This window comes from Streptomyces montanus (assembly GCF_005786655.1).
Lineage (GTDB): Bacteria > Actinomycetota > Actinomycetes > Streptomycetales > Streptomycetaceae > Streptomyces > Streptomyces sporangiiformans.
Map to the genome: position 1 here is coordinate 1 of NZ_VBZC01000004.1, position 13,448 is coordinate 13,448.

Below are 13,448 nucleotides of genomic sequence, written 5' to 3' on the forward strand. Positions count from 1 at the left end.
TCGCCCCAGACCCCGGACGTCGTATCTCGGCTGCGGGCCGGTTGTGGCCGGTTGCGCAGTTCCCCGCGCCCCTAAAAGCGTGGGTGCCCCCTTCTTTTCAGGGGCGCGGGGAACTGCGCGACCAGCCACCAACGACCCGCAGCCAACGTACGACCCGGGGGGCTTGGGGGGCGGAGCCCCCGTTTCGGGAAGGGGTGGGGTTGGGGAAAGAGAAACCGCCCACCGATAAGCTGCACCCATGGGTGATCTTGGCTTGGGGTTCGGCTACTTGGTGCAGGGGCAGCGGTGGGTGGCCCGGCACGGGAAGCAGTTCGGGGTCGGGCTGATTCCCGGACTGATCACCCTCGTGTTGTATGCCGCCGCACTGACCGCCCTGGCCCTGTGGGGCGCGGACTTCGTCACCTGGGCCACGCCGTTCGCCGACAGCTGGGACGACCCCTGGCTCGGCCTCTTCCGCGGGTTCCTGACGGTCGTCCTCTTCGCCCTCGCCCTGCTCCTCGCCGTGGTCACCTTCACCGCCGTGACCCTCCTCATCGGCCAGCCCTTCTACGAGAACCTCTCCGAGAAGGTCGACCGGGACGTCTCCCCGGACGGGACGGCGCCCGAGTCGGGACTGCCCCTGTGGCGGGAACTGCTGATCTCCGCGAGGGACAGCCTCCGGATCGTCGTCAGGGCCGCGGTGTGGGGCGTGCTGCTCTTCGGACTCGGGTTCATCCCGTTCGTCGGCCAGACCGTCGTCCCGGTGATCGGCTTCCTCGTCACCGGGTTCTTCCTCACCGAGGAGCTGACGGCCGTCGCGATGCAGCGCCGCCGTGTCGAACTCCGCGAACGCCTCACCCTGCTGCGCTCCCGCAAGACCCTGATCTGGGGCTTCGGCACACCCCTGGGTGTCGCCTTCCTCGTCCCGTTCGTCGCCGTCTTCCTGATGCCCGGCGCGGTCGCGGGTGCCACGCTGATGGCCCGCGACCTGCTGGGCGAGCAGACCGGAGAGGCTGAGGACGAGGGTCAGGTCCAGGACGACAGCGTCACTCGGTGACCTTCGAGGACGCGCCCGCGGCCACCGTCAGGATCGAGCGCACCTGCGCGATGATGTCCAGCCGGTTCTGGACGAACTGCGCGTCCGTGACCGTACCCGTCGCCGGGTCCGTGTTCCCCGTGCCGAACTGGAGCACCGGCGTGTGCACATGCCCGCCGGGCAGCGATCCGCGCAGGCCGAGCCGGTCACGCAGCAGCGTCGCACGGTACGCGATCTCGTTGGAGAGGTAGTTCCCGCCGCCTCCGGCCCGTGCCGTCGAGCCCGGAGTCGGGCCGTCGGGCCGTGTCACGGGCTCGGTGCCGCCCGCGGGGATCTCGGTCACCTCCGTGTTGTCGTACACCGGGAAGCGCCCCGTACTCGCGGCCACGATCTCCTTGTACGGCAACGTCGTCGACGTCCACTGCGGCTGCGAGCCCGGCTCGGTCACCGGGATGGTCCCGGTGACGGAGAGGTTCTCGTTGTCCGGGAAGCCGCCCCGCCACGCACCGTTGGTGCGCTCGACGTCGAAGCGGCCCACCCGTCCCTGGCTGACCGTCGTGAACAGATCCACGCGGGGCAGGTGCGGTCGCAGCGTGCGCTCCACCGTGCCGTCCGCGAAGTCCTGCCACCGCACCGGGAACACGGCCGTCTCGATGCGCGCGGGGCCATCCGCCGTCTCGATGACGGTGCCGTCGAGAGCGAGCGCCGTGGCACCGGAGGGGTTGGATATTCGGATGTCGCGGTCAAGCGTGAACGGGTCGAAGCCGGTGACGAGGATCCGCTTGACGCCTTTGCCGTGCGGGTAGCGAATGCCGTCCTGGCCCCGCGAGGTCCGCTCCAGTGAGGCGAGCAGCTTGGTGCGTCGGGCCTGTGTCAGGCCGAACTCCGGCTCCCACTGGCGCACCGCACGGGTCATACCGAGCCGCGACCAGTACAGCGGACGATCGTCGTCCCTGGCGAGGTCGCCACCTGCCGGGCCCCGGCCCTGGGCGCGGTCGACCGCGTGCCGCCACAGCCGCGCGCCGTGCCGCACGACCACCTGCTCGGCCTGCGCGTACGAGCGTGCCTCGCTCAGTGCCCGCGTGAACTCCGGCGCCACCCTGTCGAATCCGGAGCGGCGGAGGATCTCCTGGGGGGCCGCCTTGTCGAGGCGCTCTTCCTCCACGGTGAGCGCGGCCGAGGGCGACCCGGCCGCCATGGCGGGCGGCGCGGCGAGGCCTGCCAGCAGAGCCGCCAGCCCGAGGGTTCCGATCCGAACACGTAGGTGTGTCAAGGGAGTTCAGGTCCTTCCGTCACGCTGGGAACGCTGGTGTGGCCGAAGTATCGCGTGACGGGAGGGACGTACGCCATGGGACGCCATCGAACGTCACGGGACGTCAGGTACGTGCCCCCGGCGATCATGTGGCGGCAGTGGCTCAGTGATGTCGGGGCGTACGGACTCGGCGGCGAGCGCCGGGATCAGGAGGTGGTGAAGTTCGTAGCATGACCTTGGAGGTGCCGCGCCTGTTCAAGCCGGAGGCGCAGATCGAGGTCGAGGTCGTCGCCGCGGTCAGTCCTCGCTGACGCCAGGTGCTTCGCCGAGCAGCGTGAGGAAGTCCCGGAACGCCCCGGGCATGTCCACGTCCTCCGGCGCCAGCAGCCACTGGTACTGCAGCCCGTCCATCACCGCGACGAGCAGGGGAGCGGCCCGTTCCGGCGTGAGCCCGCTCGGCAGCCGTTCCCCGTACTCGGCGCGCAGCACCTGCGCCATGGTCGCGCGCACGGCCTCGTACCGCTGGGTGAAGAACTCGCGCGCCGGATGTTCCTCCGTGACGCTCTCGCCGAGCAGCGCCGAGAAGGTCTGCACGATGCCGGGTCGCATCGCGTTGTACTCGGTGAGCGAGGCGAGCAGATCGAGCCGCCATTGGGAGTCCGGCATCGCGTCCCACTTGTCGCGCTCGGCCAGCACGGCGACGAGCAGCGCCTCCTTGGTGGGGAAGTAGTGCAGCAGCCCCTGCTGGGTGAGCCCCACCCGCTCCGCGACCGCGGCCAGGCTCGCCCCCCGGTAGCCGCGCTCGGCGATCACCTCAAGGGCCGCCCGGAGAATCTCCGCACGCCGCTCCGCGCTTCTGATCGCCCTGGTCGTCATGACGTCACCGTACGACATGCGTGCGACGGCCAGAGGACCGTACGTCACGGAAATATAACCAAACCTACCGATCTACTGGTGAGCGATGCAGGATGGCGGGACGCAACGGACTTCAACGAGGAGGCACCGCGATGGCAGGAAGCTCTGCTCGCGCAGGGGGAACCCCCCTCACCCCGGCCGACCAGGCGCGCGAAGCGGTGGTCGAGGCCGCGCTCGGCGCACTCGACCTGGACGCCAAAGCGCGGCTGCTCGCGGGACAGAACATGTGGTCCCTGCCCGCACTGCCCGAGATCGGACTGAAGTCCCTGGTCATGTCCGACGGCCCGATCGGTGTACGGGGCGTGCGCTGGACCGCCGACGACCCGTCCATCGCACTGCCGTCCCCGACCGCGCTCGCCGCCACCTGGGACCCGGCCCTGGCCCGCCGCGCCGGCACACTCCTCGCGCAGGAGGCCCGCCGCAAGGGCGTCCACGTCCTCCTCGCGCCCACCGTCAACCTCCACCGCTCCCCGCTCGGCGGGCGCCACTTCGAGGCGTACAGCGAGGACCCGTATCTGACCGGGCGGATCGGTTCCGAGTACGTCAGCGGCGTACAGGAAGGCGGCGTCGGCACCACGGTCAAGCACTTCGTGGCGAACGACGCCGAGACCGAACGCTTCACGGTGAACAACGTGGTCTCCGAACGCGCCCTGCGCGAGCTCTACCTGGCCCCCTTCGAGACCATCGTCGCCGGCGCCCACCCCTGGGGCATCATGACCGCCTACAACTCGGTCAACGGCACGACGATGACCGAGCACCACCACCTCGTCAACGAAGTGCTGCGCGGCGAATGGGGCTTCGACGGCATCAACGTCTCCGACTGGACGGCCGCCCGGTCGACCACCGGCGCCGTCGAGGGCGGCCTGGACATCGCGATGCCCGGCCCGCGGACCGTGTACGGCGACGCGCTCGCGAGGGCCGTACGGGACGGCCAGGTCGAGGAGGCGAAGGTCGACGCGGCGGTACGGAACGTGCTGCGCCTCGCCGCCCGCGTCGGGATCCTGGAGGGCGCCGAACCGGTCGTGACCGAACTGCCCGGGAACATCGACGGCGAGGCGCTGGCCCGGGAGATCGCCCGCCGCTCCTTCGTCCTCGTCCGCAACGAAGGCGCCCTCCCGCTGCCCGCCGGGCACAAGGTGGCCCTCATCGGCGCCGCGGCCCGCGACGCCCGCGTCCTCGGCGGCGGCTCCGCCATCGTCTTCCCCGCCCGGATCGTCTCACCGCTCGACGGACTCACCGCCGCCCTGCCCGAAGGCACCCTGACCTACGCGCTCGGCGCCGACCCGAACGAGGAACTCGCCGTCGCCGACAAGGGGTTCGAGCTGCGCGCCGTCTGCCGGAACGCGGACGGCGACGTCATCGGCACCGGCTCCGCTCCAGGCGGCCACATCCAGTGGATGGGCGACGACCTGCCCGAGGGCGTCACCCATGCCACCCTGCACACGGTCGAGCTGACCGGCACCTACACCCCGCGCGTGAGCGGCCCTCACACCTTCGGCATCAAGGGCCTGGGCGCGTTCGCGCTCACGATCGGCGGCACGACGTACTTCGACGACGTCCAGCGCCCCGAGACCGACGACCGCTTCGAGGGGCTCTTCCGGGCTCCCACGCCCCACGCCCAGGTCGAACTGCTCGCGGGCGAGCCGGTCGACGTCTCCCTCACTCACGTCGTCTCCCTCCCCGAGAACATCCCCATGCCGGTCATCGGCTTCACGCTCGCCCACCAGGAACCGCAGCGCGACCCCGACGAGCTGATCGCCGAGGCCGTCGAGACCGCCCGCGCCGCCGACACCGCGGTCGTCGTGGTCGCCACCACCGAGCGCGTCGAGTCCGAGGGCTTCGACCGGTCGGACCTCCGGCTCCCCGGCCGCCAGGACGACCTGGTCCGCGCGGTCGCCGCCGCCAACCCGAACACCGTCGTGGTCGTGAACTCCGGCTCCCCGGTGGAACTCCCTTGGCGCGACGAGGTCGCCGCCGTGCTGCTCGGCTGGTTCCCCGGCCAGGAAGGCGGCGACGCCCTCGCCGATGTGCTCACCGGCGCGCACGAGCCGGGCGGCCGGCTGCCCACCACCTGGGGCACGTTCGAGGAGGCCCCGGTCACTCAGGTCACCCCGGCCGACGGCCGTCTCGACTACGGCGAGGGCGTGTTCATCGGCTACAGCGCCTGGGAGAAGGAGGGCAGGACGCCCTCGTACGCCTTCGGGCACGGACTCGGCTACACGGACTGGACGTACGACTCGATCGAGGTCGAGGGCACCACGGTCACCGTCCGCGTCACCAACTCCGGTGCGCGTGCGGGCCGCGAGGTCGTCCAGGTCTACCTCGCGCCGACGGACGCCGACGCCGAGCGGCCTGCCCGTCGGCTCGCCGGTTTCGCCGGTGTCGAGGCCGGCCCCGGCGAGAGCGCCGAGGTCACGGTCGAACTCCCGCGCCGCGCCTTCGAGATCTGGGACGAGACCTCGAACGCGTGGGCGTTCGTGAAGGGTGCGTACGAGGTGCAGGCCGGCTGCTCGATCGCGGACCGCCGCGTCACGGCGACGATCACCGTCTGACCGGGCGCCGGGACACTCGCGGCTTTTTCCGCCCCCGCCGCCCCTACCCGTCCCATCCCAAGGGGCTCCGCCCCTTCGACCCGGGGGGGGGTCTCGGGTGCGGGTTGGGCGTGGCTGGTCGCGCAGTTCCCCGCGCCCCTTTAGGGGCGCGGCCGAGCCACCCAGGGGCGGCGGGGGCGGAACGACTCGTCAGTCGGACGGCTTTGTCGCCGTGACCGCGCGGTACGCCATCTCCGCGAGCCGTGCCTGTCCGTTCTTGCTCGGGTGGAACCAGTCCCAGTGGCTCAACTGCGCGGTGCCGAAGCGGAAGTCGAAGACCGCCCCGCCGTCGAAGCGGCAACGCAGGTCCTTCTCGCACACCTCTTCCAGCACCTCGTTGTACGCCTCCACGCGGTCCTGCACCGTGTCGCGCCGTAGCTTCGCCGCCGAGTCCAGGGCGTCCGCGTCGCCCAGCATCGACGGACAGATGCCCAGCTTCCAGATCTGCTTGCCGAGCTCGTTGGTCCGCCCCTCGGACCACAGCCGCTTCAGGTCGGGCACGCTCGACACATACACCTGTGTCTTGGGCAGCGCCTCGCGCAGCGTGGTCATCGCGTCCTCGAACTGGGCGCGGAAGTCCGACACCGATGTCATCGCGGACACCGACGCACGGCAGGCGTCATTGGCGCCGGCCATCACCGTGACCAGCTCCGGCTTCCGCGTCGCCGCCTGTGCCATCTGGCCGGGCAGGTCGGCCATCCGGGAGCCGGACACCGCGTAGTTCCAACTGCGCCGGGCCGCCCCGGTCTTTCCGAGCAGCCGCACCGCGAGGCTGTTGACCTGCGCGTCACTGCCGGTCGCCCAGGACGACTCGGGGCAGTCGGCCAGGACCGAACACGCGTCGAAGCCACGCGTGATGGAGTCACCGACCGCCGCCAGCGAGCGAGGGCTGCGGTCCCAGGTGGGAGTGGGCTTCGGGGACGGTTTCGACGATGTGGAGCTGCCCTGCGGGCCTGGGGCGTTGCCGCCGCTCGCGTCGCACGCGGCCCACCCGGCGACACCCAGCAGCACCGCCGCCGCGGTCGCGACGACGGTGCGTGAACGGTGGCCGCGCTTCCACATCCCCAAGATCCCCTCGCTCGTCGTGCAACGGCAGGCACCCGCCGTGGCGTCCCCCTGGATGGCTGTGTTTGTCCGCCAGGACAACTCCCGAGCGCCCGGCTGGGTGCCCGGCACGCGTCCCGCCGGGTGAAACCTCCGGGTTTCCCGGCGCTTGGACCGACGGTACGTCACACTCCTTGCGCCGTCGCACGGTAGCCTCGCCCCGTGGCCGCCCTGCCACAGACGTTCCGCTAAGTTACAAGATGTCCCCCTTGCCCGGAGGTCCCAGTGACGACACGTGGAGTTCTCTACCTGCACTCCGCGCCGCGCGCGCTGTGCCCGCACGTCGAATGGGCCATCGCGGGTGTGCTCGGCACACGCGTCAACCTCGACTGGATCCGGCAGCCCGCCTCTCCGGGCACATGGCGGTCCGAGTTCTCCTGGCAGGGCGAGGCCGGCACCGCCTCCAAGCTCGCCTCCGCGCTGCGCGGCTGGCAGATGCTGCGCTTCGAGGTCACCGCCGAGCCGTGCGCCGCGGCCGAGGGCGAGCGCTACAGCTGCACCCCTGACCTGGGCATCTTCCACGCCGTGACGGGCATCCACGGCGACATCCTCATCCCCGAGGACCGGCTGCGCGCCGCCCTCGCCCGCTCCCAGAGCGGCGAGACGGACCTGGAGTCCGAACTCACCAAGCTGCTGGGCAAGCCCTGGGACGACGAGCTGGAGCCCTTCCGGTACGCGGGCGAGGGTGCTCCGGTGCGCTGGCTCCACCAGGTCGTCTGAAGCCGCCCACGCAACGACGAAGGCCCACCCGGTGTATCGGGTGGGCCTTCGTCGTAGGCGGTGTGCCGTCGTCGTAGACGCCGGTTCAGGCGCATCAAACAGTACGGAACGCCAGTACCACGTTGTGCCCGCCGAAGCCGAACGAGTCGTTCAGCGCGGCGATACGGCCCTCGACGGGAAGCTTGCGCGCCTCGCCGCGGACGACGTCGGCGTTGGCCTCGGCCTCCGGGTCCAGGTTCTCGACGTTGATGGTCGGCGGAGCCACCCGGTGGTACAGGGCGAGCACCGTCGCGACCGACTCCACGCCGCCCGCGCCACCGAGGAGGTGACCGGTCATCGACTTGGTGCCGGAGACCGCGAAGTGGTCGGTGTCGTCGCCGAAGACCTTGCGCAGCGCCTTCAGTTCGGCGATGTCGCCGGCCGGGGTCGAGGTGGCGTGCGCGTTGACGTGCACGATCTCGGCCGGGTCCAGATCGGTGTTGTCGAGCAGGTTCTGCAGCGCGTGCGAGATGCCCTGTCCCTCGGGCTCCGGCTGCACGATGTCGTGGCTGTCGGCGGAGATGCCCTGGCCGACCGCCTCCGCGTAGACGCGGGCACCGCGCCGGGCGGCGTGCTCGGCCGACTCCAGGACGATGACGCCGGCGCCCTCACCGAGGACGAAGCCGTCGCGCCCGGTGTCGTAGGGACGCGAGGCACCCTGCGGGTCGTCGTTGTTCTTGGACATCGCCATCATGTTGCCGAACGCGGCGATCGGCAGCGGGTGGATGGCCGCTTCCGTGCCACCGGCGACGACGACGTCGGCGCGGCCCGTGCGGATCATCTCGATCGCGTAGCCGATGGCCTCGGCGCCCGACGCGCAGGCGGAGACCGGGGTGTGCACGCCCGCGCGGGCGCCCACCGCCAAACCCACGTTGGCGGACGGGCCGTTCGGCATCAGCATCGGCACGGTGTGCGGGGAGACCCGGCGTACGCCCTTCTCCTTGAGCACGTCGTACTGGTCGAGCAGGGTGGTGACGCCGCCGATGCCGGAGGCGATGACCGCGCCCAGCCGACCCGGGTCGACGTCCGCGCCCTCGCCCGCCTTGTCGGTGTAACCGGCGTCCGCCCAGGCCTCCTTGGCCGCGATCAGCGCGAACTGCGCCGAGCGGTCCAGGCGGCGGGCCTGCGGGCGAGGGATGACCTCACCCGGCTCCACGGCGATCTGCGCCGCGATACGGACCGCCTGCTCGGCGGCCCAATCCTGCTCCAGAGGGCGGACACCGGAACGTCCGGCGATCAGGCCCTCCCAGGTCGAGGCCGCGTCGCCACCCAGCGGTGTGGTTGCGCCGATACCGGTGACGACCACGGTGCGATTGGTCGAGTTCACGGGAATTCTTTCTCCAACGGATACGAGGAGGACAACCCCCGCGGAGGCGGGGACAACGGCGCCACCGCCGGGTGGCGGGGACTGCAGCGCCCGGGCGGAGGGGTGCTCAGCCCTGGTGCTTGAGGATGTATTCGGTCGCGTCGCCGACGGTCTTGAGGTTCTTGACGTCGTCGTCCGGGATCTTCACGTCGAAGCGCTCTTCGGCGGCGACGACGACCTCGACCATGGACAGCGAGTCGACGTCCAGGTCGTCGGTGAAGGACTTGTCCAGCTGGACGTCCTCGGTGGGGATCCCGGCGATCTCGTTCACGATGTCGGCGAGTCCGGCGACGATCTCTTCCTGCGTGGCGGCCATGTGAGGCGCTCCTTTGTAGATATCCAGAGGGTGTGGCGCCCGCCGCGTCAGCGGCAGGTGTTGCAGGGCCCGCACCGGACCCGAAGATCCGGCACGGAGTGCCTAGGGGAGGGTAACGACCGTCGCGGCGTACACGAGACCCGCCCCGAAGCCGATGACGAGCGCGGTGTCGCCGCTCTTCGCCTCGCCGGTCGCCAGGAGCCGCTCCATCGCGAGCGGGATCGAGGCGGCCGAGGTGTTGCCGGTGGTGCGCACATCGCGGGCGACCGTGACGTGCTCCGGCAGTTTCAGCGTCTTCACCATCGAGTCGATGATCCGCTCGTTGGCCTGGTGGGGAATGAAGACGTCCAGGTCGTCCGCGGTGACTCCGGCCGCGTCCAGCGCCTGCTGGGCGACCTTCGCCATCTCGAACACGGCCCAGCGGAACACCGCCTGGCCCTCCTGCGTGATCGCAGGGAACTTGATCTCGCCCTTGGAGTCGAGGGGCAGTTGGGACACGTCGCCGATCCGGAAACGGTCCCACGGCACGGTCTGCTTGATCGTGCCGGCCTTGTCGCCCTCGGAACCCCAGACGGTCGGGCCGATGTGCGGCTCCGGGGAGGGGCCCACGACGACCGCGCCCGCGCCGTCGCCGAACAGGAAGGCCGTCGCGCGGTCCTCCAGGTCGGTCAGGTCGGACAGGCGCTCGACGCCGATGACGAGTACGTACTCCGCCGAGCCCTCGACGACCATGCCCTTGGCGAGTGTGAGGCCGTAGCCGAAGCCCGCGCAGCCCGCCGAGATGTCGAAGGCGGCGGCCTTGTCGGTGCCGAGCTTGTCGGCGATCTCGGTGGCCACGGCCGGAGTCTGGCTGAAGTGCGAGACGGTGGAGACGACCACGGCACCGATCTGCTCGGCCGTGATCCCGGCGTCGGCGATCGCCTTGCCGGAAGCCTCGATCGACATCGCGGCGACCGTCTCCTCGTCGGAGGCCCAGTGCCGGGTCTCGATGCCGGAGCGCGAGCGGATCCACTCGTCGGACGAGTCGATCGTCTCGAGGATCACCTCGTTCGGCACGACCCGGGTGGGGCGGTAGCCGCCCACGCCCAGGATCCGTGCGTACGGGGCGCCCTTGCTGGGCCTGATCTTCGACATGCTCTCGCGCTCCTTGTCAGGCGCCCGCCGCGTCAGCGGCAGGTGTCGACGCCTCGGCGATGAGCTCGCGGGCAGCGTCGAGATCGTCAGGGGTCTTGAGCGCCAGCGTCTTGACGCCGGGTAGCGCGCGCTTGGCGAGACCGGTCAGCGTGCCGCCGGGGCACACCTCGATGAGCGCGGTCACGCCCAGTTCCTTGAAGGTCTGCATGCACAGGTCCCAGCGGACCGGGTTGGCGACCTGCCCGACCAGCCGCGACAGCACCTCGGCGCCGGTCGCGACGGCCTGGCCGTCCTTGTTCGAGACATACGTGACGCGGGGGTCGGCCGGCGTCAGCTCGGCGGCGGCCGACCGGAGGGTGTCGACCGCGGGAGCCATGTGGTGCGTGTGGAAAGCGCCGGCGACCTTCAGGGCCACGACACGTCGTACGCCGTCGGGCTTCTCCGCCTCCAGCGCGGCCAGTTGCTCCATGGTGCCGGCGGCCACGATCTGGCCCGCCCCGTTCACGTTCGCCGGAGTCAGCTCCAGCTTCTCCAGGTGCGGCACGACCGTCTCCGGCTCGCCGCCGAGCAGCGCCGACATGCCGGTCTGCGTGATCGCGGCGGCGTCGGCCATGGCCAGGCCCCGCTTGCGGACCAGAGTCAGGGCGGCCGTGTCGTCGAGGACGCCCGCGAAGGCGGCGGCGGTGATCTCGCCGACGCTGTGGCCCGCGACGGCACCCGGTGCCACCTCGCCCAGGGCGGACGCGGACAGGATTCCGGCCGCGACGAGCAGCGGCTGCGCCACCGCCGTGTCACGGATCTCGTCCGCGTCGGCCTGCGTGCCGTAGTGGGCCAGGTCGAGTCCGATGGCGTCCGACCACGCGGCAAGGCGGTCGGCGGCACCGGGGAGTTCAAGCCAAGGGGTCAGGAAGCCGGGCGTCTGGGCGCCCTGGCCGGGAGCGACGAGTACGAGCACTCTCACACTCTCTCTTGTGGACGGCTTCGGCCGCCCGTGGGGACAAGGACGAAGAACAGGAAGGGGAATTGTAGGGCCCCGACAAAAACCTAGAGTTGAGGATCTCCATCGGCCAGACGCCCCAGGATCAGCGCGATTCGCAGCGTGAAGGCGGAGCGTACATCGGATGGCGACCAGCCGGTGACGTCAGTCACACGTCGAAGCCGGTAGCGCACGGTGTTGGGGTGAACGAAGAGCATCCTGGCGGCGCCTTCGAGACTGCTCGCCTGTTCCAGATAGACGCTCAGGGTCTCCAGGAGCGCGGACCCGGCTTCCTCCAGCGGTCTGTAGATCTCCTCCACCAACTGCTCGCGCGCCGAGGGGTCGCCGGCGATCGCGCGCTCCGGCAGCAGATCGTCCGCCAGCACCGGCCGCGGGGCGTCCTGCCAGGCGAAACACGCCTTCAGCCCGGCGGCCGCGGCCTGCGCGGACCGGGTCGCCGCCAGCAGGTCGGGCACCACCGGCCCGGCGACGACGGGCCCGGCGGCGTACGGCCCGATCAGCGACTTGGCGACCGCCAGCGGATTGTCACTGCCACCGGCGATGACGACGAGCCGGTCGCCGAGCACACCGGTCAGCACCTGGAGCTTGGCGTGTCGGGCGGCCCGGCGGATGGCCTCGACCGTCAGCTCACTGTCACCGTCGGGAGCCGTGCCCAGCACCACGCACACATGTTCCGGCGAATTCCAGCCAAGGGCGGCGGCACGCGACACGGCCCCCTCGTCGGCCTCACCGGACAGAACGGCATTGACGACCAGGGACTCCAGCCGGGCGTCCCAGGCGCCGCGTGCCTCGGCGGCCTGCGCGTACACCTGGGCGGTGGCGAAGGCGATCTCGCGGGCGTAGACGAGCAGTGCCTCGCGGAGTACCGATTCGTCACCGGGAGCCGCGACCTCGTCGATCGCGCTCTCCATCACCTCGATGGTCGTCCGTACCATCTCCACGGTCTGGCGCAGGGTGATCGCCCTGGTCAGCTCGCGGGGAGCGGTGCCGAAGACGTCGGTGGAGATGGCCTGAGGCGCGTCGGGATGCCGGAACCACTCGGTGAAAGCGGCGATACCGGCCTGGGCGACCAGACCGATCCAGGACCGGTTCTCCGGGGGCATCGCCCGGTACCACGGCAGCGTCTCGTCCATGCGCGCGATGGCCTGCGCGGCGAGACTTCCGGAGGACTTCTCCAGCCGTTTCAGGGTCGCGGAGTGTGCGTGGACGCTATGCGCTGGGCGTTCGGCGTTGCTGGCTTCGGGTTCGGGCACGGGACAAGACTGCCTTATCCGGACGGGCGTGTGCGGCGGCGGGTCTACCGTGGGCTCTGTGATGGACGTACGGCGCGCCGACGCGCGCTACCGCGGAGGCGACCGGGCGGCCGGGATCGAGTCCCTGCATGCCTTCTCCTTCGGGCCCCACTACGACCCGGACAACCTCCGTTTCGGCGCGGTCATCGCCTGCAACGAGGAGCGGCTCGCGCCCGGCGCCGGCTTCGACGAGCATCCGCACAGCCACACCGAGATCGTGACCTGGGTCGTCTCGGGCGAGCTGACGCATCGCGACTCGGCGGGCCACGAGTCGGTGGTCCGGCCCGGGGACGTGCAGCGCCTCAGCTCGGCGGGCGGCGTCCGCCACGTCGAACGCAACGACGCCGCCGAGCCGCTGGTCTTCGTCCAGATGTGGCTGGCGCCGCTGGAGCCGGGGGGCGATCCCGCGTACGAGATCGTCCATGGCATCGCCGACTCCACGCCGTACGCGGTGCCGGAGGCGGGGGCGATGCTGCATGTGCGGCGGTTGGGGGCGGGGGAGCGGACGGCTGTGCCGGACGGTTCGTTCGTGTACGTCCATGTCGTGCGCGGAGAAGTGTGGTTGGACGGTGTGCGTCTGGGCCCCGGTGACGCCGCACGGATCACGGACGCGAGGGACTTGGAGGCGGTGGCTCACTCTCCGGCGGAGCTGCTGCTGTGGGAGATGTCCGGGTAGGGGCGGCGGGGCTGGATTTTCGAGCCCGGGC

12 protein-coding genes are annotated in these 13,448 nt (G+C 70.9%); 4 read left to right on the plus strand and 8 right to left on the minus strand.

Annotation, left to right across the window (positions count from 1 at the left end; translation table 11 throughout):
* Positions 1 to 238: 238 nt before the first annotated feature.
* Positions 239 to 1,036 carry an EI24 domain-containing protein gene (locus tag FE633_RS03975; protein ID WP_138043671.1) on the plus strand — a complete coding sequence of 266 codons (798 nt, stop codon included), beginning with the start codon at positions 239 to 241 and terminating at the stop codon, positions 1,034 to 1,036.
* Here FE633_RS03975 and FE633_RS03980 read toward each other — a convergent pair.
* Both FE633_RS03980 and FE633_RS03990 read right to left on the minus strand, forming a co-directional pair.
* A complete protein-coding gene (locus tag FE633_RS03980; RefSeq protein ID WP_138043672.1) occupies positions 1,026 to 2,288 on the minus strand; it encodes a pyroglutamyl-peptidase I in 1,263 nt (420 codons plus the stop codon). The two genes, FE633_RS03975 and FE633_RS03980, sit on opposite strands and share 11 nt — an antisense overlap.
* Positions 2,289 to 2,564: 276 nt before the next feature.
* On the minus strand, positions 2,565 to 3,161 hold the full coding sequence (locus FE633_RS03990) for a TetR/AcrR family transcriptional regulator (RefSeq protein WP_138043863.1): 597 nt from the start codon (positions 3,159 to 3,161) through the stop codon (positions 2,565 to 2,567).
* Between the two features lie 113 nt (positions 3,162 to 3,274).
* On the opposite strand from FE633_RS03990, the gene FE633_RS03995 reads away from it, so the two are divergent.
* Positions 3,275 to 5,734 (plus strand): glycoside hydrolase family 3 protein, encoded by a 2,460-nt coding sequence (locus FE633_RS03995; RefSeq protein WP_138043673.1) that lies wholly within the window; start codon positions 3,275 to 3,277, stop codon positions 5,732 to 5,734.
* Between the two features lie 189 nt (positions 5,735 to 5,923).
* On the opposite strand, the gene FE633_RS04000 is transcribed toward FE633_RS03995, so the two are convergent.
* Positions 5,924 to 6,835 (minus strand): SGNH/GDSL hydrolase family protein, encoded by a 912-nt coding sequence (locus FE633_RS04000; RefSeq protein WP_138043674.1) that lies wholly within the window; start codon positions 6,833 to 6,835, stop codon positions 5,924 to 5,926.
* 267 nt (positions 6,836 to 7,102) lie between these two features.
* On the opposite strand from FE633_RS04000, the gene FE633_RS04005 reads away from it, so the two are divergent.
* Positions 7,103 to 7,597, plus strand: a complete 495-nt coding sequence (locus tag FE633_RS04005) for a DUF3145 domain-containing protein (RefSeq protein WP_138043675.1) — start codon at positions 7,103 to 7,105, stop codon at positions 7,595 to 7,597.
* A gap of 94 nt (positions 7,598 to 7,691) precedes the next feature.
* Here FE633_RS04005 and FE633_RS04010 read toward each other — a convergent pair whose 3' ends face one another.
* The 5 genes from FE633_RS04010 to fasR all read right to left on the minus strand — a co-directional run bounded on the left by FE633_RS04010 (position 7,692) and on the right by fasR (position 12,702).
* Positions 7,692 to 8,963, minus strand: a complete 1,272-nt coding sequence (locus FE633_RS04010) for a beta-ketoacyl-[acyl-carrier-protein] synthase family protein (RefSeq protein WP_138043676.1) — start codon at positions 8,961 to 8,963, stop codon at positions 7,692 to 7,694.
* Positions 8,964 to 9,069: 106 nt separating this feature from the next.
* Complete coding sequence (locus FE633_RS04015) at positions 9,070 to 9,318, minus strand: acyl carrier protein (RefSeq protein WP_119106693.1); 249 nt, start codon at positions 9,316 to 9,318, stop codon at positions 9,070 to 9,072.
* A 102-nt stretch (positions 9,319 to 9,420) separates the two neighbouring features.
* Positions 9,421 to 10,452, minus strand: coding sequence for a ketoacyl-ACP synthase III (locus tag FE633_RS04020; protein WP_138043677.1), 1,032 nt, complete (start codon positions 10,450 to 10,452; stop codon positions 9,421 to 9,423).
* Positions 10,453 to 10,468: 16 nt separating this feature from the next.
* Complete coding sequence (locus FE633_RS04025) at positions 10,469 to 11,407, minus strand: ACP S-malonyltransferase (protein WP_138043678.1); 939 nt, start codon at positions 11,405 to 11,407, stop codon at positions 10,469 to 10,471.
* 89 nt (positions 11,408 to 11,496) lie between these two features.
* Positions 11,497 to 12,702: a fatty acid biosynthesis transcriptional regulator FasR gene (gene fasR / locus FE633_RS04030; RefSeq protein WP_138043679.1), complete on the minus strand. Its 1,206-nt coding sequence runs from the start codon at positions 12,700 to 12,702 to the stop codon at positions 11,497 to 11,499.
* Between the two features lie 61 nt (positions 12,703 to 12,763).
* Between fasR and FE633_RS04035 the strand changes: the two genes are divergently transcribed.
* Positions 12,764 to 13,417: a pirin family protein gene (locus FE633_RS04035; protein ID WP_138043864.1), complete on the plus strand. Its 654-nt coding sequence runs from the start codon at positions 12,764 to 12,766 to the stop codon at positions 13,415 to 13,417.
* Positions 13,418 to 13,448 lie beyond the last annotated feature (31 nt).

What these genes read in the sequence shown, in the direction of transcription:
- FE633_RS03975 (WP_138043671.1), top strand. Translation starts at nt 239, where the DNA reads ATGGGTGATCTTGGCTTGGGGTTCGGCTACTTGGTGCAGGGGCAGCGG.
- FE633_RS03990 (WP_138043863.1), bottom strand. Translation starts at nt 3,161, where the DNA reads ATGTCGTACGGTGACGTCATGACGACCAGGGCGATCAGAAGCGCGGAG.
- FE633_RS03995 (WP_138043673.1), top strand. Translation starts at nt 3,275, where the DNA reads ATGGCAGGAAGCTCTGCTCGCGCAGGGGGAACCCCCCTCACCCCGGCC.
- FE633_RS04000 (WP_138043674.1), bottom strand. Translation starts at nt 6,835, where the DNA reads ATGTGGAAGCGCGGCCACCGTTCACGCACCGTCGTCGCGACCGCGGCG.
- FE633_RS04015 (WP_119106693.1), bottom strand. Translation starts at nt 9,318, where the DNA reads ATGGCCGCCACGCAGGAAGAGATCGTCGCCGGACTCGCCGACATCGTG.
- FE633_RS04020 (WP_138043677.1), bottom strand. Translation starts at nt 10,452, where the DNA reads ATGTCGAAGATCAGGCCCAGCAAGGGCGCCCCGTACGCACGGATCCTG.
- FE633_RS04035 (WP_138043864.1), top strand. Translation starts at nt 12,764, where the DNA reads ATGGACGTACGGCGCGCCGACGCGCGCTACCGCGGAGGCGACCGGGCG.